This is a genomic window from Mesorhizobium sp. M0410 (assembly GCF_040321435.1).
Lineage (GTDB): Bacteria > Pseudomonadota > Alphaproteobacteria > Rhizobiales > Rhizobiaceae > Mesorhizobium.
On record NZ_JAMYRN010000043.1, the window covers coordinates 1 to 17,559 of the forward strand.

Here is a 17,559-nt window from a genome sequence, read left to right on the forward strand (position 1 = left end):
CCCGACACCAACGAAACTGCAAAGCAATGAGGGGGTCAGTCCTTCGTTTCGCCCCAGGGGTCAAATCCTCACTTCGCTTGACAAATGATATCGTCAAGCCTGCCGCGTGTGTCAAACCGTTCCATGTTATCGGCAAATCCGGGCTGGCGCGTGAGCTCGGGCTTCTTCAAAAACATTGCGCAGAAGTTCACTCATTCGCGATCGTTTTGGACCGAGAAAATGACATCCTTGCCGTCAGCACAACGGTAGGCTCCATAAGATGTCAGCGATGGATGATTTACGCCGGCGCGAACGGTCCTATAATTGCTGTAGTCGTGCTGAAGAACCGGCACATTCATCCAGTCCACAATGGCGTCAAATAGCGACACCTGGATCGATGCCCCCTCACCCGTCCGCTCTCGGTTGAAAAGTGCCTCAAGGATAGCGGAGTGTGCCGCCATGCCCGCCGAGATGTCGCAAACCGACACACCCACGCGGGCTGGGCTCTCCTGCGTGCCGGTGATGGCGCTGAGGCCGGATTCAGGTTGCACGATGAGGTCATACGCATTGAGGTGCGAAAAAGGCCCGCCTTCACCGAAACCGGAGATATCGCAGGGAATAAGGCGCGGGTAACGGCTGCGGAGATCCACCGAAGCGAAGCCGACTGTCGATGCTGCCCGGCTTCAGATTCTGAATGAAGACATCTGCCTTGGCAATAAGCCCTTCCAGAACAGCTCTATCCGCCTCAGATCTGAGATCCAGGCATACTGACTCCTTGCCTCTGTTTAGCCAGACAAAGTAGGCACTCTGCCCCCGCACCAGCTTGTCGTAATTGCGAGCAAAGTCAACTTCGGGCCGCTCAATTTGATGACCCGCGCATCGACCACGATGCGCGCATGTGAACTGCGGGCGTCCAGCGTCGATACAATCTGCGCGTAGTTGTCGAATTGCGCCTGTGTCGACCCGAAATCAGCCGGCGATTCGATGTTCAAGATGAATTCCGGTACGGCGTCGGAGACCTCAGTGATAAAGTCGAACACTTTCAAAGGATCAAGACCAAACTCCAGACCGATTGATCTGTATACGTCGAAATGCAATGTTTGATGGTAATCCGGATGACCAATATCGCGTACGCGGCTCGCAACCCATTTCACAAATTCAATGAAGATTTTCCCTCCGACCCAAACTCGCTCGGAGAATTGATCAAGCCATGTGGGAGGGTATCCACGGACTTAATATCATCTTGTCGACATTGATTTCGCGAGCATCCCCGCTTTGGCAATATAGCGGAACCCGATTGTTCGGCAGCGGCATTTCAAATTCAGCGCATACAACCTCGACCATTGTGGTTTTTGAAGCATGTGCAGCTGCCGCTATCAGCGCTTGACTGACGCCATACTCGATGGACAGGGGCAGACGCTTGCCCTCGAAGGACGCAAAAGCGCTGGTGCAAGCATCTCGAAACTTTGATACGTCCGCTCCCAGAAGCCGCGGATCAACTTCATAATCCGGTCTGGATCAAACAGCGGATCACGCCCGCCCGCACCGGAGTACTGCACGGCCATCATGTCGCCCCAGACAATTGCATCGCCGGCTAGCACAAGGCCGATACTGAGACGATGCGGGGTACTCGAATAGACTTGAAGCCCGGGGTTAACGGTTCACCCACATAGAGAAACCCGTTGTAGCCAGCACCAGACCGGATAGCAGCCTGGTCATCGTAAAAGAAGGCAGCGGTTCCGGGCGTAAGAATTATAGCTTTGATCAGCACAATAATTCTTCTCGAATTGGGGCGTACCGTTATTGGCTGGCCGTTGAAAATTGAGGTCCGGGTCACTTGGATTCGATGACGCCAATACAAAGCGTCGAAGGCTATCATCGCATTTCGAGATAGACCGCTGCAGCACCTTACGTGCATCGACAAATCGTCAGTTCAGCCCCGACATGGCCAGATTCCGCGGTCAGATTGCCTTTCTGAACGCGGAGAGAAATTGGCTGGTGCGTTCGCGCTGCGGCTTGTTGAATAAGTCGGCGGGAGCCCTGCTCCTCAATCGTTCCTATGGAGCAAAGTCAGACGCGATCGGAGATGCAGCGGACGAAAACCGATTCGGCTTCTCGCTCCTGCTGTTCGCCGGAAAGACGGCGGGTGGTGACCCTCCTTATCTAGCAGCTTGCTCGGACATTGGTCGCGGCTCCAAGGAAACTCATGCGAGCGACAGTGGAGCAGGCGCTCCATGCTCGTCGATGGCACGTTTACATTAACTTCGACATCTGGCTAAACTTAACCTTGAGCGGATCAGAAAGAAGAGCGACCAAAGCTAACTCGGACCGCCCATCTGTAGTGACTCACTCACTGTTCCTTAGAGTAATCGGCACCGTACCACTTCCTCGAAAGCTCAGAGAGCGTGCCGTCGTCCTTCATTTCGTTAACAACGGCTGCAATCTTCTCACTGAATTCTTTGTCGCCTCGAAGAATAGCGATTGCTCCAGGCCCGGAATACAGCGCTGGCTTGAGAATCTTGAGAGGGTAGCCTGCCTTGATTACCTCCTGAGCGCTCAAGGCGTCTGTGAGAACTGCATCCAGGCGAACCCCATCGCCAAGACGCAGATCATCATATGCAATGTTGGCAGTCCCGTACGTCTTGACCTGGCCAGCCTTGAATTGGTACTGAATGGGCTTGGCGTTTGTCCAGGCTGGCGTTAGACTATGATTGGCATAGTCGGCATCGGAGGAGCCCCCTGTTACGCCAACCACCTTTCCCTCAAGGTCCGAAGGCTGGGTTGCTTTGCTGTCCTTGTGAACGACGGCAACCGAGGGTACCCATATATTGACAGCCGGGAAATTAAGCACTTTTGCCCGAGCCTCGGTCGGCACCATTTGACCCATGGCGATATCCCAACGGCCCTCCCACATGCCTGAAGTGATGACGTCCCAGCTCGGCGTAACGAATTTCGGCTCCACACCGAGCGATTTTGCGATCTGCTTTACGATATCGACGTCGTAGCCAACTAGCTCGTGATTCTTGTCCAAGTGCGAGATCGCACCCCAGTCCGTTCCCACGGCCACCGTCAGCGTCTTTGACTGCAGCACTTTGTCTAGCACTTCGCCCGCATGGGCCTGGCCGAATGGCACCACCGATGCGACTATGAGTGATGCTGCAGTCGCAAAGAGCGTTATAAGCTTGTTCATATGAAGTTCCCCAATATGTGATTTTGATTGCTAACACGGGCCAAGCCCGCGCATTGAGATTGGGACTGGCAGATAGCGCTATTAGGTTCGAGACCCGGCAGACGACGGCGCATCATTGCATCCGTACCCAAGCGGATAGTGTCGATCGGCCGATCAACTGACAAGAATATTTTCGATATGATATCCATCGAGAACTGAGATGGCACAGTTACACGATAGCTTCAAATTTGGCCAACGAAGAGAACATTGTGGAAACTCGCCTTGCAATTGACCGTTGCCCATTGGGGTGGACATGGTGGCTGAATAGAGTTGCTTCAGAGGGCGTGATGGGCGCGGATTGGCAAGCGGCGGACGGTCTGACGGCCTGGTGGAGCCTTAGCTTCGAGGAATTGGGCTTGCTGGAAACGAAGCTGCCCACTGCGCCGGGCGCTTTGCGCAAGGAGCAGCTGAGTCCCGGGTGGCGCGCTCGCCTACCTGGCCCAGCAGACTGGACGTCGCTGGCCGACATCGAAGCTTACGACCGGCAAGGACGAACAGGTCGCCGGCAGCGGGCAGAGGTGCTCAGATATCTCGGCATTCGGCAGTCGACCGGCCGGGATATGGATCGTGCCTTGCCCTGGGCGACGAAAGGTCTCTGCCCGTTGGGATTGTCGCCGGCGATCATGGTCGGCCGGTTGACGGCATGGTTTGCTGAGCAGCGTGTCGGCTGTCCGGAAGGGGAGGCTCTTGACCGGCTGGTTGCTACGGCGCAGCGTCGCTTTGAGGATCAGGTGCTGGCGGCTGTCGACGCGGCACTGTCGCCTGAGTTGAAGGCCCGGCTGGATTCGTCGCTGGCCGACGCGGATCCGGTGTCCGGCTTCAGCAGCTTGAAGGCCGATCCCGGCCAGCCCAACCTTGACAACATCCTTCTTGCGGCGCGCCGGCTCGATTTCGTGCGGTCGCTGGCGCTGCCGGCGGCTACGACGCTCGCTTTCGACAATCCGATCGCGCGGACATTGCGCCGTCCTGGTAGCCAATGAGGCGGCCTGGCGGATGCGGCAGCATCCGCAAGGACGGCGGCATGCGCTTTACGCCGTTTTCCTGGCGCAGCGGAGCCGTGAGATCACCGACGGGCTCATCGATCTTCTGGTGGAGGTAGTCCACAAGGTCGGCTCGCAGGCGAAGCGGTCCGTGGTCAGGGCGCTCGCCCGGGAGAACGGGTTCATGGCAAGGAGACTATGCTGATCCGGATCGCCGAAGCGGCGACCGAAAAACCCGACGGCATCGTGCGTGACGTGGTGTTTCCGGCTGTGGGTGGCGAACCCGTGCTTTCCCCCATTTTCCGCGAGCACAAGGCGGCGGGCACGTTCGAGCGGCGGGTTCATGCGGCGTTGCGCTCCTCCTATGCCCGACATTATCGGCGGATGTTGCCAGCGGTGCTGACGACGCTGGAATTTCGATCCAACAATGCCAGGCACCGCCCGGTTCTGGAGGCGCTCGATCGGCTGAAGCGCTTTCGCGATGACGGCTGACCTGCGACCGAATTTTCATCCAGCGGCAATTAGAGCCTCGGCGGGTTGTACGCCGTATGGCGCGGGTTGAGCAACGGGCGATCGGCGGAGCTGGTCGGGGTTGTGCAGCTGATCGCCCTTGCGGTGAGATTGGCGGAATAAGCCGCGGGCGTGATGTAGCCGAGCGCCGAATGTGGGAGCGATCGGTTGTAGCCGTCCGCCCATTCGGCGATCGTCGTCTGCGCATGGTCAAGGCCGAAGAACAAGGTTTCGTTCAAGAGTTCGTTGCGCATCCGGCCGTTGAAGCTCTCGCAGAAGCCGTTCTGCATCGGCTTGCCCGGCGCAATGTAATGCCATTCCACCTTGTGATCCTTCGATCAGGGGAGGGTGGCGTTCGAGGTGAACTGTGCCGTAGACGGAGACGATCATGCCAGGCTTGCCGCGGCGGGCGGCCAGTTTCGTCAGTTCGCGCGCGACACCCCGGCCCGAGATCGAGGTATCTGCGATCGCCGCCAGGCATTCGCGTGTCATGTGGTCGACGATGTTGAGCACGCGGAAGCGCCTGCCGCGGGGAACTGGCCGTGGAAAATCCAGCGACCAGCGGGCGTTCGGCCTTGCCTCGGAGAACCGGGGCGCGGGTGCCAACCGCGCGTTGTCGTGACCGTCGCTTGCGAACCGTCAGCCCTTCCTCGCGATAGAGCCGATAGATGCGGTTGATCCCCGACGGCTCGCCCTCGCGTCTGAGCAGGATGAACAGCCGCCGATAGCCGAAGCGCCGGCTCATTGGCAAGGTCTCGCAAGCGGCCGCGCAGTTCCGTCTCAGGCGGCCGGCAGGACCGGTAACGGATCATCTTGCGGTCGGCAGCGACGATCGAGCAGGCCCGCCGCTCCGACAGGCCCATGGCGGCCCTCAGATGCGCGACGGCTTCGCTTGGCGACGGGCCCTACCATTTTTTGAAAGAAGCTCGCGCAGCGCCGAGGCTTCCAGCATCTGGTCGGCAAGCAGCTTCTTCAGCTTCGCGTTCTCCTCCTCCTCCGCCTTCAGCCGCTTGGCGTCCGACACCTCCATCCCGCCATATTTGGCCTTCCAATTATACAGCGTCGCCTCCGACATCCCGTGCTTGCGGGCCAGATCGCCCGCCTTCGCCCCCGCCTCGTGTTCGCGCAAAACCGCGATGATCTGCTCTTCCGCAAATCGCTTTCTCTTCATCAGTCCGTCCTTCAAACGAGGCCGGACTCTAATCCCAACTGGAGGAAATTACCCGTGGCAGGTCACGGCCGCCGCGTCATCCGTCCCGAGGACAAAATCCCGATCGACGGCGTTGTCTCGGCTAAGTGGCGCGATCTGGTGGTTGAGAAGGATAGCGCCGGAGGCTTTCAGATCAACCGGATCAATTACGAGATCTGCGTCACGACGGCGCTGCGCGAACGGCTACGCTGCAAGGAGATCTGGGTAGTCGGAGCGGACCGCTACCGCAATCCGGACGAGGATCTGCCGCAGGATTTTCAAGAGCGCCGCGCGGACTATTATCGCGACCTTGGCCGCAGCCAGGATGCACAGGCCTTCGATCACGCCGTTCGACCCGTTGCCGGCGCCGCCCAATCTCGAGGCGGTCAAGGCGGAGCTCGAACGCCGGTGGCCGATGACGGATCTGATCGACGTGCTGACGGAGACCGCGCTGCGAACCGGCTTTCTGAACGGTTCTCTACTTCCGGCGATAGAGTCATTCTCGATCCCGATACGCTGCGTCGTCGGCTGGTTCTGTGCCTCTACGGCCTCGGCACCAACGCCGGTCTGAAGCGGGTCAGCGCCGGGACGGAGGACGTCAGCTACGCCGATCTGCTGCATGTGCGCCGCCTGTTTATCCACAAAGAGGCCATAGGTAGCGCGACCGCGATCGTGACGAATGCGATTCTGGCCACACGCGACCCCCGCATCTGGGGCGAGGCGGGCACGGCCTGTGCCTCGGATTCCAAGAACTGGGATCAGAACCTGATGACTGAATGGCATGTCCGCTCCAACGGTCGCGGTGTGATGATCTACTGGCACATGGAGCGGCAGGCGACCTGCATTTACTCCCAGCTCAAGCGCTGCTCGTCTTCCGAGGTGAGCGCGATGATCGAGGGTGAGCTGCGTCGCTGCACCGACATGACCGTCGAACGCCACTATGTCGACAGCCACGGGTAGAGTGAGGTGGCGTTCGCCTTTTGCCATCTGCTCGGCTTTGAGTTGGCACCACGGCTGAAGGCGGTCGTCCGGCAGAAGCTCTATTTGCCGGAGGCGGGGTTGCGCGGCGCGCTGGGCAATCTTGCGCCGATCCTCAGCAGGGCGATCGACTGGCGGCTGATTGAGCAGCAGTACGATGAGATGATCAAATACACGGCCGCTCTGCGGCATCGCACGGCCGAGCCCGAACCAATCCTGCACCGTTTTGCCGGAACGACCGTGCAACATCCGATCTATGCCGCGTTGGCCGATCTCGGCAAAAAGACGACCGGGGTGGCTGGAGCGGATGACGGCCGACGACCATCGCGGGCTGACGCCGGCCATCCACGCCACATCACCCCCCTATGGGCGTCTCGATGCCGATCTCAGCCGACGAATCGACTTCGAACAGCGCTTGGCGGCGTGAAGCGGAAAGGAAAAGTTCGTGCCCGTATCGAAAAAGCCCCGGAAGAAGAAGACCGCCCCGAAATCCAGCACATCGCATAAGGCCGGCGCTCTGCCTCCGATGCCGGATCGGCGCGGCATGGACGGGTTCATGGCCGGTCTTTTCGGCGGAGGGCGTGGGAGCGACCCGACGGACGCCGCAAGACATCATGTATGAGGCTTGGGAAGCCGACCAGTCGCAGCAACGTATCGCGCTGGCCAGGAAAGCGCTGAAGGTATCGCCGTTGTGCGCCGACGCCTATGTGCTTCTGGCCGAAGAGGACGCGGGCTCTGTCGAGGAAGTGCTCGACTACTACGAGAAGGGCGTTGCGGCGGGTGAGGTGCCGCTCGGACCGGAAGGGTTTGAGGAATATGCCGGTCACTTCTGGGGTTTTCTCGAGACGCGCCCCTATATGCGGGCGCGGGCCGGCTTGGCTGCCGCGCTCCGTCGGCTTGGTCAGCATCAGGAGGCCATCGACCATTATCAAGCCATGCTCGAGCTCAATCCCAATGACAATCAGGGCATCCGCTACGTGTTGGCCGGGCATTTTCTGGCACGCGACGACATCAAGGCCTTGAAGAAGCTGCTCAAACAGTATGAAGACGATTGCGCTGCTGCATGGCTCTACACGCGGGCCCTTCTTGCCTTCCGCGAAAACGATCCGGGCGCTGAAAAGCTGGCCGAGGAGGCCTGGCTCGCGAACAGCCATGTGCCCGGCGTCCTGTCCGGAAAGCAGCCACTGGTTGCCTCTCCGGACGGCTATATCACCTTGGGCGGCGAGGATGAGGCAGCTGACGACGTTGAGGAAAACGACCAGCCTGGCAAGCCACGCCCGGCGCCATCGAGTGGCTGACACGGATGACGGCATCCCTGCTACCGAAGCGCGGCCAGTCGATCGCCTGCGCCAGCCGCACCAGTTCGTGCTTCATGTTGATGATCTGATCCCGCCGGGAGCGGAACAGATCCTGCTCTCGCGCCGCTCGCGTAGTCTCGACGTCGCCGCTCCTCGATTCACCGCCGCTAAAACCGAGTGAATCCACGCTTCGTCATACAAGGGAAATGCAAATCAAAATTGCAAGAAAAGCTCGCTTAACGATCTCCTTTCTTGCAATACTACGCCGCAGCGGCATTTTGTAGCGCCTTTTGATTGAAGTCACGACGGCTGCTTGCCGGATACTCAAAGCTTTAGCGGCCGAGATAGATAGACCAGCCTTTCGTTGGCTTCCACGTGAGCTCCAGATCGAATGGCGCAGACAGTGGACCCTGCAGGTGCGTAGATAATTTGGGGATCAGCCGACAGCGTGTCCATCGAATGGAGGATGCCGAGAAGATCACCCTTCTTGACAATATCAAGTGCCGCACAGCGGGGCTCGAATATCCCTGGTACTGGTGAGATTAAAAAGTCAGATGAGAGTGTTTCCAGTGTCTGACCTGATTTCTGGTGACGGAAGCTTGGAAACTCCGCTTTTCCTTCAACAAGCCCGAGGGCAATGAGGGCATTGCGTACGCCAGCTTCATAGATCGACAGCGACACGGCGCCGACTGTACCACCGCCGAACTCCGCGCAAACGAACACCTTGCCCTGGCTGTGTGCGAAGGTATCGAACATTCCCGGCGTATCATCGCGTTCCCAGAGCAAGGTCACAGGCAACTTAAATGCCTCTGTCATCTGAAGTGTCTTGGCCATCAGATCGGCGTCGGCAACCGGATGGGTAATGCTCGCTGGCGGAAACTCCCAATCTGGCCCAAAGCTATGCAAGTCGAAAATTGTTTCCACAGATGGAACCAACACACGCGAAACAGCGTCCGCGATTCGTTCGGTTACTGACCCCTCCACGCGGCCAGGAAACACTCGATTGAGGTCCAGGCCATCAGCCGGCGTATTACGGGTCCATGCCCTAACCGCGAGTGGATTGAGCTCGGGAAGGATGATAACTTTTCCGCAGGTTTGCGCCTTTGGAAGCCAATCAACAAGCCGCCGGGCCACAATGGGCCCCTCCAATTCGTTGCCATGACACCCGCCAGTGATAAGCAGGCGAGGCCCTTCCCCCTTGTTGCAGTAGAAGACCGGGAGCGAAAGGGTTTCGTGATCAGTCCCTTCGGGGACCACAAGATATCCGGTGCTCACGCCGGGTATGTTCAGATCAAAAGTCAGGTGCGGTTTATTCGTCATTGCAACCTCCGTTTAAGGCGTACGCAGCTTTGCGCTGCAATCACAGAATGCAGTTGAATTGGATCCGGTAGCGTGCCGTGATCAGGCCAATGTCGCTTTGAATCGTAATTTTCGTCCCGAATGGCCCTGAGAGTTTTTGAAGTCGCTCGAGTGCTTTTCGCCTGTGCCCAGGCACAAACCGTGGAACCCCACGAGTTGCGAGCTTTTTGTAGGAACAAGAGCCGCAATTCACGATCGGTTCTGCTCGAAACGGCTGAGTTACAATGCTCTAGTAATAGACGGCTCGGCAGCGACCTTACAAATCGTTCTGCCGTGGGATATCCCTTTGCCTCCTCATCGACCGTTAACCTTTACATCGGGATTTGTCCTTGGCTTTCTGCGCCCAAAAGAAAGACGATGTTCCTCCCGATTCCGCATTCTTGCTCTTTTGCTTGCATGACGTCATTCGAACTTCGAGCCGCCGTCAAATATAATCTATCTATCTAGAACATCTGGTTTTGAGATGATCCGAATTCGGGGGATCGCCCTTGTCGGTACCGCCTCACACTGCAGGTTTCGGTGCATCACATTCGGCGACTGATCGCAGCTCGCGTGTCTCGGCGGGCCGTTGCCCGCCGTGCTCGCTGCCAGGTCGGGACCCGTATAGCCGTCTGCGCCGGCTAGCATATGCCCTAAAGCTAGAAAGATGTAGTACGCCGCCGGATAGCGCGCCAAGCGCGCGGCGCGAGTTTGTTCGGATGCTCATGGCTGTCGGGCCGCCTTTCAAAGCTGTGCGTTCAGTCGAAGTTGAGAAACAGAGCCGTTTCCTTGCGCTTCCAATCGAACTGTGCCGGTGCTCCGCAGTCGGGCAGAATCTCCACGACCGAAAGGCGCAGCATCTGATCGGTCCTCGAGCGGAAGCCGCTCTGCCTCGATCCCGGCGTCTGAGTCCAATAACCAGGTGCATTAGCGACGCCCCATGATGTGAAGCGCTTGCGGTATTCACGCAGTGCGTTGGGTCCGAACCGAGTACCGGGCCTGTAGCCAACACCGCCGTCATAAGGAATGCCGAGGAACGCAACGTCGCCGCTGACCTGCAACAGATCTTCGCGAACTGGGGATTTGAAGAAGGTTGCCGAACCGACCGAGGTCAGATTGGCGATTATATCGCCGTGACATAAGCCTACCCTTTAAAGATGAATTAAATGTTTACTTTATAACCGACTGGCGTTTGGCGAAAATCGAACCGAGAAATTCCAAGATCATCACGCTGGCCAAGAGGCATGTCCTTCCGCCCTCATCGACCATCGGATTCACCTCAACGAGGTCAAAGCCGACAACATTACTGGTAGCGGCAACGCCTCTGAGTAGCCCGCGAACTTCGTGATAAAGGAGGCCGTCAGGTGTTGGGGAGCCTGTGCCCGGCGCAATCGAGGGATCGAGCCCATCAATGTCAATGCTCACAAAGACATTTCCAAGATCAGGGAAGCGATCCAATATGCCCTTGACACCCTCATCGCGGACCTCGTCCCGGGTAATAACGATCGCTCCCGCTTCCTCTGCATCTCGCACCTGATCGGCGGTGGTGCGAACGTCTCGTATGCCGATCTGGACCATGTTTCGGACGAACGGCAGTTCTTTGATCCGGCGCATGGGCATCGCGTTGGCATGACGGACCCCATCGATCTCATCACGCCAATCCATGTGGGCGTCGATGTGCACGACGTCGATCGTTTCGAAGCGAGAGAACGCGCGGACATTCGGATAACTGACGGAATGGTCACCTCCAACTATCACGGGGAATGCCTTTTGATCGAGAATTGCTTCGATGCTTGAACTGATAAGGCGCGAGTTCCTGTCAAAGTCATAAAAGGCGATGTCAACATCGCCGCAATCGACCATCCGTATTCCGTCCAAGTAACGCTGTCTGTCCTTGATGTCCCAGTAGCCATTTGCAGAGTGACCGCCCCAGGCGCCGTAGCGGACGGACAGATTACGGATTTCACGGGGCCCGAATCTTGTGCCCGGCCGCCAACCGTTTCCTCCATCGTAGGGCACCCCGAGGAATGCGATATCTGCGTCGATCTTGCTGAACTCCTCGACGACTGGAGCCCGAAGAAATGATGTCAGTCCTACGCTCGGCAGGCCTGCGGCGTATCGCGGCTGTGTCATTGGTGTTTCCTTCTCTTGCATGATTATGAGGTTGTGACAGCTTTCGAAATCCCTGGCATCCGCTCAGGCAGCCCGTCTAAGGGAAGATGGCAGGCGATTGGATACCCTGAGGCGGCCTTCCGCACCGGAGGGATTTCGACTTCGCCGATCGTTCCGACTTGGCGAGGACAGCGGCCTTGGAAACACACTCCCGCGAGCTTGTCGCGATCAACTTTACATATTTCTGCCTGTCGGGCGGATGCAGCTCGAACCACTGCAGTCAGTATATGTCACTTGGCGTTGGACTCACCAACATCAAGTCGCGAACGGTACCATCGCGCTTCCAGATGACTAGACGACGTTGCCCTTGGCGTGCACCCGGTTTAAATTGGACCGCTACCCGATGCGCTTTAACGGGCGCTAGCTAGTTTCCGTCCATAAACGCCCATTTTGGTGGGTGTTTACAGAGGTCTGCCGCAGGAAGGACGTCGTTTGCGGTACCGGGCCGACGCGAAGTCCCATGGATCGCGCCAGAAAGAACTCGCCGGACGGAAGTTAGTCATGGCTATGGAGCCGGCGCCTGCCGGCGGGGCTGCTGACCCGCGCAATGGCTCGGCATCAGGTCGGTTTGAGACGCGTGCGAAGAGGACGAGATTGTAGGCCACGACCGAGGACCAGACGTAGCTCTTGAAGTGATCAAGGCCGCGCCAGGTGCAGCGCGCCAAGCCATAAGCGCGCTTGAGGCATGAGATGTCGGCCTCGATGCCGGCACGGAAGTTGCGCAGCTTGCGGTAAACCCAATTGTGCTTCTAACCATGTCCTCGATCCTGGGGCCGGCTTTCTTGTGGAATGCCATGTCGCGAACGCCCAAGGTCTTGGCTGTAGCCAGATTGTCGCGACTGGCAAAGCCGCCGTCGGCCGCCGCCTGCCGCGGCGCGTGACCATAGAAGGCGATGTGGCGTTCCAGCATCGGCAGCAATCGATCGCTGTCGCGCGGATTGCCCGCCTCGATCACCAGATCGAGGATCATGCCCGCCGGCCGGCACTTGCTCGCCGGCCAGCACTCGCCGCTCACTCTGTGCGATGATTTGCTCGATCAGCGGCCGATAGTGACAGAGTTGGGCTTGCCAGAGTTCGACGAGCGAAGTGCTCGCCATGGCCAATCGTTCCGTCGCCTGCTTCAGATAGGCCAAGGTCGCGCAGGCGATCGCGATCAGTTCACGGTAGAGTTGGACACGGTTGGGTCGGCCACGTGTGAACTGGATCTTGCGGGCGCGCTTCTTGGCCGCGCGGCAATGATCGCGCCATTCCAAGCCGGCGCCGCCGGCGAGGCATCAGCCTGCTTCAACAAGCGCACCATCACTCGCACCGCATCCCACAGCAGGCTGCTGTCGCTCGGTTCGTGCATGAGTGCTGAGGTCACAGTGCTGTCCAGCCGCACGGACGGTGCCCTCTTCCAGTTTTGCCTGCCGGGCATTCGACAGCAGCGCCCGATTGATCTCTTCCCAGGTCTCGGGTCGGATCGCGCTGATCGTCTTTTGCAGCACCCACTTCTGCGGGCTCCATGACCACGGCAGCCGCGCAAAGGCCCGGAACGAGGCCGAGTCCTCCAGATGGAACGCCAGTTCCTGATAGCTCAGTTGGCGGTATTGCTTGAGGAGCGCGCAGCGCAAATACCGCTTCGGCCGGCAGCCCTTGCCGTCCGGTGGCCTGGACGCCACGTCGACTCAGATCTCGCGCCACCAGGCCAAGCAGATCGCGATGCTCGTCCAGCCATTGCGACATCGCCTTCAGTTCGTGGCCGATCTCGTGCGTGGCAAAAAGATCGAATATGCTTATATGAGATGGGGTATTCGGCTTGAGCCTCACCCTTCAGACGGCAGTGGATGGTAGAGGTGCTGCGCTTCGCAGCGATGGTAAACGTGGTCCATGTTTTGCAACAGCCACAAGCATCAGAAAGGAAGCGCAGCATGCAACATTATATCGGCCTCGATGTCTCGGTCAAAGAGACCGCCGTCTGCATTGTCGATGAAACGGATAAGATTTGCCGAGAGGTGAAGGTTCCCAGCCATCCCGATGACCTGATCGCCGTTTTGAAAGACCCGTCATGGCAGATCGAACGGGTGGGTCTTGAAGCCGGGCCTCTGTCGCAGTGGCTGTTCGAAGATTTGGCCAGAGGGGATTACCGGTGATCTGCATTGAGACGCGTCACGTCAAGGCGTTCATGAAGGCGCAGCCGAACAAGACCGATCGCAACGATGCACGTCGCATCGCGCAGATGATGCGGGTTAATCTATACCGTCCTGTGCATGTGAAAACGCTGACGAGCCAGAAGCGGCGAGCCCTGCTGACGGCGCGCAAGCTACTGCAGGGAAAAGCGGTTGCCATTGAAAACGACATTCGCGGACTTTTGCGCAATTTGGGCTGAAGGTCGGGAACGTTGGAGCGGTCAAATTCGAGGAGCGTATCCGCGAGATGGTCGACGGCATGGCTGATCTCCAGGAGATCATGGAGCCGCTGCTGACAGCGAGGTGTAAACTGCGTTTCGCCCGGTTGGACAAAAAGGTTCTGGATATCGCGCGCAACGATGAAATGTGCCAGCTTCTGATGACGGTCCCCGATATCGGGTGCCGTTGTAGCCCTGGCATTCACGAGCACCATCGACATTCCACAGCGGTTCAAGAACTCGAAGGCTGTCGGACCGATATTGGGGCTGACGCCGAAGCTCAACGAGTCGGGGGGAAGCAAACGCGTTGGCCGCGTCTCGTTATGCGGTGACGCAATGATGCGAGCGCTGCTTTACGAAGCTGCCCAGATCCTGCTGAACAATGTGAAAAAATGGTCATGGCTGAAGGCCTGGGCGATGAATGTCGCCAAACGGAGCGGCAAGAAAAACGCCACTGTTGCGCTCTCCCGCAGGCTGGCGGTGATCATGCATCGCATGATGAGTGACGGCACCGAATTTTGCTGGACGAGGGATGCTTTGCCGGCTGCCGGCTGAAACCAATCGGATAACGGCGCGGCCAAGGAGATAACGGAATCCGCAAACCGGCGGATAGGTGCCCTTCACGGGACGATGGTGAAGTAAGTTCGCTGACTCTCCCGTTCGATCGTAAAATAACGCTCAGAACGTATATGAGATTGTTCTTTCATCATTCTGAACCCATAATGGGAGGGCCAAAGGGCCGATCCCGGAGAGAAGCAAGAGCCTGCGAAAGACATGAAAAGCCAGAGACGCGGACCCTCCGACCACAGAACAGCGGCAAACTCCGGCCCGATGCCCTTCAGGTCGAGCAGCATCGCCGGTGCCGGCGAGACAACCTCCGTGGCCGCGAGCATGGCATCGCGCTCGGTCTCGACCGCCTTGATCTGCTCGAGCAGCAGTTCGAGCCTGTCGAGTTCCCGGCCGACCTGCGCCTGCAGATGGGCCGGCAAGGGTCGGCCGTCGCCGGTCTTGAGCGCCTCCAATCTCTTGCGCCGGCGCGGCGCAGCGGCTCGTAGCCGGACATGCCCTGGGCGAACAGCAGGCCTTTGACGCGATTGACGTGTCGCACGCGCTCGTTCGTCAAGGCCTTGCGCTCACGCGAGATGCGGCGACGGTCTTCTTCCTCGGGCGTCGGCACCCGGAGCATCGCACACACCCGTGGCTCGCCTCGCTTGAAGGCCAGTAACGCCCGGACCAGCGCCTCACCGTCGATCTTGTCGGTCTTTGCGCGGCGGCGCCGGCGCGAAGTCGCAATCGATGCCGGATCGACGACGTGGTTTCGATTCCTTCGGCTTGCAGCACGCGATGGATCCAGAAGCCGTCGAGCCCGGCCACCTGGATCACGATGATCGGAAAAGCACTGCCCGGTCCGAGCCTCTGCCTTTTCCTGAGCTCGGCAAAGCGCGCCAGCAGTCCGGCGACGTCGCCGGCCGCCACCATATGTTTCGACATCTTCTCCCCGCCACCCCGCGACAGCGAGGTGATCAGCCATTTGGAGCGGCTCAATTCCAATGAGATGAAAATTGCGCCAAGATCGGTGCGGATAGCGGTCGGCGCTTTCGGTCGGTGAGCTGCAACGGTCATGCTTGTCTCCAGAGGTAGGGTGTTTGTGTTTAAGCAACCGCACTTTGCCACAGCGCAGGTCCCTATCCACCCTCCTCATAGGATCTGGCTTGGACGGTGCGTTCTTGGCGCATTGTCGGCTCCGGCGGCTGCAGATGTGCTTTGGAATCAGTGGCATGAGACCAAAGTGTACCTGAAACCGCCGGGCCTGGCCTGCGCAAAACTCCGAGAACAATATCAATATGTTGGCGTTTATGGACGGAAACTAGCTAGCGCTGATTAAAGCGCATCGGGTAGCGGTTCAATTTAAACCGGGTGCATGCCAAGGGCAACGTCGTCTAGTCATCTGGAAGCGCGATGGTACCGTTCGCGACTTGATGTTGGTGAGTCCAACCCCAAGTGACATATACTTGACGTGCAGTGGTTCGAGCTGCATCCGCCCGACGCAGAAATATTTAAAGTTCGCGACAAAGCTAGCGATCACAACCGCCCATCAGAAGGTATGGGCAATTAAAGAGGTGAAACCCCAATGCTCGATACTTATCCTACCAAAGGTATGCGGTGGCCCGCTTGGGTGAAGCAGCGTTTGGCGTTCCACGGTGCACCCCTTGGAATTTTGCTAACTGAACGCATGCCTAACCCCGGCGTGCGCCCTTATTTACCCGGGTGCGTTGCCAATGCGACAACTTGGAGCGTCCCTGTGCGCTATAAGATAGTGCCCGGCCTTAACGACACGTCCATCTTTGCGTCCGACGGCGATAAGATGACGCCGGCTGTGGTGGAGGCAGCTGTCGAGCTCGTCCGTGAGGGTGCTCAATTGATTACCTGCAACTGCGGGTACTCGATTCGATTCCAGCAAGCGGTGCGCGATGCGGTAGATGTGCCGGTGTTCCTGTCGAGCCTTCTCCTCGCTCCTTTTCTCGAAAAGATGCTTCCTGCCAGCCAGGCGCTTGGCATAATTGTGGCAAGCAAGTCTGCACTGACGCAGGACATGCTAGTTGCGAGCGGGTTGCGAGCCGATATTGGCCGTAGGGTTGTCATCGCTGGACTCGAGGACACTCCCGTGTTCGGGGACGCTTGGGTTACACCCTCGGGCGACTTGGACGTCGGGGGCTGCCAGGCCGACGTGGTTAATACCGCGGTAGCTCTACAAGAGGAGCGACCCGACATTGGTATGCTGCTGCTGGAGTGCGGCGATCTGCCGCCTTTCACTCATGCGGTTCAGCAGGCTACCCAAATTCCTGTCTTCGACTTCACCTCGATGGTCGAGTTCTTCATCGGAGGGTTGGTGCGCAAACCCTTCACGGGCCTCATCTAAAGGCGCTTATGGGGGACGTGTAGGCACTGATGTCTTAGTACTTCATAGAAATGCGGTCACTAACAGACGAATGCTATCACCCATGCGTTCCCCGCTTACGGCGGAACCCTTTTAATTAATCCCAATCGACGATCGTAACGCCACCCGAATGTCCGCGTATGCTGCCGATATCCATGCGGACGGAACAGTCACGCCTGGATATGATGCGCCCGAGATCATAGCGTAGCAAGCCGAACGCGAAGGCGGGCGGCGGCGCTCTTATCTGTTCGATCCAGATCGAGGACTTTTGGCGAGCGGCGGTGATCCTCCTCAACAAAATCATCCTCTTCGCGCCGTTACCGACGTGGCTGTCATCCGCGATTATCTCGGCCATTCGAGCATTGCCACCACCAACCGATATATCGTTGGCCCTGGCTGGCCGACGTGCTCGCGCGCATCGCCGGCATCCCACATAGCCGGCTTCCTGAATTGCTACCGTGGGAATGGAGAAAGCCCGTACCCATCCGGTGAAGACCGCAGACGTGCGTATCCGGCGGCCATGAGCACCTGAGCACCGCGGTGCCGGGGTCAAGCTTTCGAT

12 protein-coding genes and 7 pseudogenes are annotated in these 17,559 nt (G+C 58.5%); 8 read left to right on the forward strand and 11 right to left on the reverse strand.

Annotation, left to right across the window (positions count from 1 at the left end):
* Window positions 1–83: 83 nt before the first annotated feature.
* The 4 genes and pseudogenes from NKI63_RS29700 to NKI63_RS29715 form a co-directional block, all read right to left on the reverse strand.
* A pseudogene (locus NKI63_RS29700) lies at window positions 84–846 on the reverse strand (CaiB/BaiF CoA transferase family protein); the annotation flags it as partial.
* Window positions 765–1,133 carry an enolase-like domain-containing protein gene (locus tag NKI63_RS29705; protein WP_352824050.1) on the reverse strand — a complete coding sequence of 123 codons (369 nt, stop codon included), beginning with the start codon at window positions 1,131–1,133 and terminating at the stop codon, window positions 765–767. The pseudogene NKI63_RS29700 and the gene NKI63_RS29705, both read right to left, overlap by 82 nt.
* Window positions 1,134–1,182: 49 nt before the next feature.
* Window positions 1,183–1,897, reverse strand: a pseudogene (locus NKI63_RS29710) (hypothetical protein).
* Between the two features lie 432 nt (window positions 1,898–2,329).
* Window positions 2,330–3,169, reverse strand: coding sequence for a transporter substrate-binding domain-containing protein (locus NKI63_RS29715; RefSeq protein ID WP_352824051.1), 840 nt, complete (start codon window positions 3,167–3,169; stop codon window positions 2,330–2,332).
* Between the two features lie 227 nt (window positions 3,170–3,396).
* Here NKI63_RS29715 and NKI63_RS29720 point away from each other — a divergent pair, with 227 nt between their 5' ends.
* Genes NKI63_RS29720 through NKI63_RS29730 form a run of 3 tightly spaced genes read left to right on the forward strand, consistent with a single transcriptional unit; the run spans window position 3,397 to window position 4,680 of the window.
* Complete coding sequence (locus NKI63_RS29720; protein ID WP_352824052.1) at window positions 3,397–4,188, forward strand: DUF4158 domain-containing protein; 792 nt, start codon at window positions 3,397–3,399, stop codon at window positions 4,186–4,188.
* A 13-nt stretch (window positions 4,189–4,201) separates the two neighbouring features.
* Window positions 4,202–4,393 (forward strand): hypothetical protein, encoded by a 192-nt coding sequence (locus NKI63_RS29725; RefSeq protein WP_352824053.1) that lies wholly within the window; start codon window positions 4,202–4,204, stop codon window positions 4,391–4,393.
* Complete coding sequence (locus NKI63_RS29730; RefSeq protein ID WP_352824054.1) at window positions 4,387–4,680, forward strand: hypothetical protein; 294 nt, start codon at window positions 4,387–4,389, stop codon at window positions 4,678–4,680. The genes NKI63_RS29725 and NKI63_RS29730 overlap by 7 nt, the downstream gene beginning before the upstream one ends.
* A gap of 15 nt (window positions 4,681–4,695) precedes the next feature.
* On the opposite strand, the pseudogene NKI63_RS29735 reads toward NKI63_RS29730, so the two are convergent.
* A pseudogene (locus tag NKI63_RS29735) lies at window positions 4,696–5,869 on the reverse strand (IS3 family transposase).
* On the opposite strand from NKI63_RS29735, the pseudogene NKI63_RS29740 reads away from it, so the two are divergent.
* From NKI63_RS29740 to NKI63_RS29750, 3 genes and pseudogenes are all read left to right on the forward strand, one after another.
* Window positions 5,846–7,292, forward strand: a pseudogene (locus tag NKI63_RS29740) (Tn3 family transposase); the annotation flags it as partial. The pseudogenes NKI63_RS29735 and NKI63_RS29740 sit on opposite strands and share 24 nt — an antisense overlap.
* Window positions 7,243–8,163, forward strand: a complete 921-nt coding sequence (locus NKI63_RS29745; protein WP_502900529.1) for a tetratricopeptide repeat protein — start codon at window positions 7,243–7,245, stop codon at window positions 8,161–8,163. The pseudogene NKI63_RS29740 and the gene NKI63_RS29745, both read left to right, overlap by 50 nt.
* The gene (locus NKI63_RS29750) at window positions 8,156–8,344 is read left to right on the forward strand and encodes a hypothetical protein (RefSeq protein WP_352824061.1); all 189 of its coding nucleotides are present in this window, start codon (window positions 8,156–8,158) and stop codon (window positions 8,342–8,344) included. The genes NKI63_RS29745 and NKI63_RS29750 overlap by 8 nt, the downstream gene beginning before the upstream one ends.
* A gap of 143 nt (window positions 8,345–8,487) precedes the next feature.
* On the opposite strand, the gene NKI63_RS29755 is transcribed toward NKI63_RS29750, so the two are convergent.
* The 4 genes and pseudogenes from NKI63_RS29755 to NKI63_RS29770 form a co-directional block, all read right to left on the reverse strand.
* Window positions 8,488–9,483, reverse strand: coding sequence for a succinylglutamate desuccinylase/aspartoacylase family protein (locus NKI63_RS29755; protein ID WP_352824056.1), 996 nt, complete (start codon window positions 9,481–9,483; stop codon window positions 8,488–8,490).
* Between the two features lie 776 nt (window positions 9,484–10,259).
* Window positions 10,260–10,562, reverse strand: a complete 303-nt coding sequence (locus NKI63_RS29760; RefSeq protein ID WP_352824057.1) for an arginase family protein — start codon at window positions 10,560–10,562, stop codon at window positions 10,260–10,262.
* Between the two features lie 109 nt (window positions 10,563–10,671).
* Window positions 10,672–11,634 carry an agmatinase gene (gene speB / locus NKI63_RS29765; protein WP_352824058.1) on the reverse strand — a complete coding sequence of 321 codons (963 nt, stop codon included), beginning with the start codon at window positions 11,632–11,634 and terminating at the stop codon, window positions 10,672–10,674.
* 611 nt (window positions 11,635–12,245) lie between these two features.
* A pseudogene (locus tag NKI63_RS29770) lies at window positions 12,246–13,452 on the reverse strand (transposase); the annotation flags it as partial.
* Between the two features lie 131 nt (window positions 13,453–13,583).
* On the opposite strand from NKI63_RS29770, the pseudogene NKI63_RS29775 reads away from it, so the two are divergent.
* Window positions 13,584–14,614: pseudogene (locus tag NKI63_RS29775) on the forward strand (IS110 family RNA-guided transposase).
* A 239-nt stretch (window positions 14,615–14,853) separates the two neighbouring features.
* Here NKI63_RS29775 and NKI63_RS29780 read toward each other — a convergent pair.
* Window positions 14,854–15,682, reverse strand: a pseudogene (locus NKI63_RS29780) (IS110 family transposase); the annotation flags it as partial.
* A gap of 508 nt (window positions 15,683–16,190) precedes the next feature.
* On the opposite strand from NKI63_RS29780, the gene NKI63_RS29785 reads away from it, so the two are divergent.
* Window positions 16,191–16,979 carry an aspartate/glutamate racemase family protein gene (locus tag NKI63_RS29785; protein WP_352824059.1) on the forward strand — a complete coding sequence of 263 codons (789 nt, stop codon included), beginning with the start codon at window positions 16,191–16,193 and terminating at the stop codon, window positions 16,977–16,979.
* 115 nt (window positions 16,980–17,094) lie between these two features.
* On the opposite strand, the gene NKI63_RS29790 is transcribed toward NKI63_RS29785, so the two are convergent.
* Window positions 17,095–17,352 carry a hypothetical protein gene (locus NKI63_RS29790; RefSeq protein WP_352824060.1) on the reverse strand — a complete coding sequence of 86 codons (258 nt, stop codon included), beginning with the start codon at window positions 17,350–17,352 and terminating at the stop codon, window positions 17,095–17,097.
* Between the last annotated feature and the right edge of the window lie 207 nt (window positions 17,353–17,559).

What these genes read in the sequence shown, in the direction of transcription:
- NKI63_RS29725 (WP_352824053.1), top strand. Translation starts at nt 4,202, where the DNA reads ATGCGGCAGCATCCGCAAGGACGGCGGCATGCGCTTTACGCCGTTTTC.
- speB (WP_352824058.1), bottom strand. Translation starts at nt 11,634, where the DNA reads ATGACACAGCCGCGATACGCCGCAGGCCTGCCGAGCGTAGGACTGACA.
- NKI63_RS29755 (WP_352824056.1), bottom strand. Translation starts at nt 9,483, where the DNA reads ATGACGAATAAACCGCACCTGACTTTTGATCTGAACATACCCGGCGTG.
- NKI63_RS29785 (WP_352824059.1), top strand. Translation starts at nt 16,191, where the DNA reads ATGCTCGATACTTATCCTACCAAAGGTATGCGGTGGCCCGCTTGGGTG.
- NKI63_RS29790 (WP_352824060.1), bottom strand. Translation starts at nt 17,352, where the DNA reads ATGGCCGAGATAATCGCGGATGACAGCCACGTCGGTAACGGCGCGAAG.
- NKI63_RS29730 (WP_352824054.1), top strand. Translation starts at nt 4,387, where the DNA reads ATGCTGATCCGGATCGCCGAAGCGGCGACCGAAAAACCCGACGGCATC.
- NKI63_RS29715 (WP_352824051.1), bottom strand. Translation starts at nt 3,169, where the DNA reads ATGAACAAGCTTATAACGCTCTTTGCGACTGCAGCATCACTCATAGTC.
- NKI63_RS29745 (WP_502900529.1), top strand. Translation starts at nt 7,243, where the DNA reads ATGCCGATCTCAGCCGACGAATCGACTTCGAACAGCGCTTGGCGGCGT.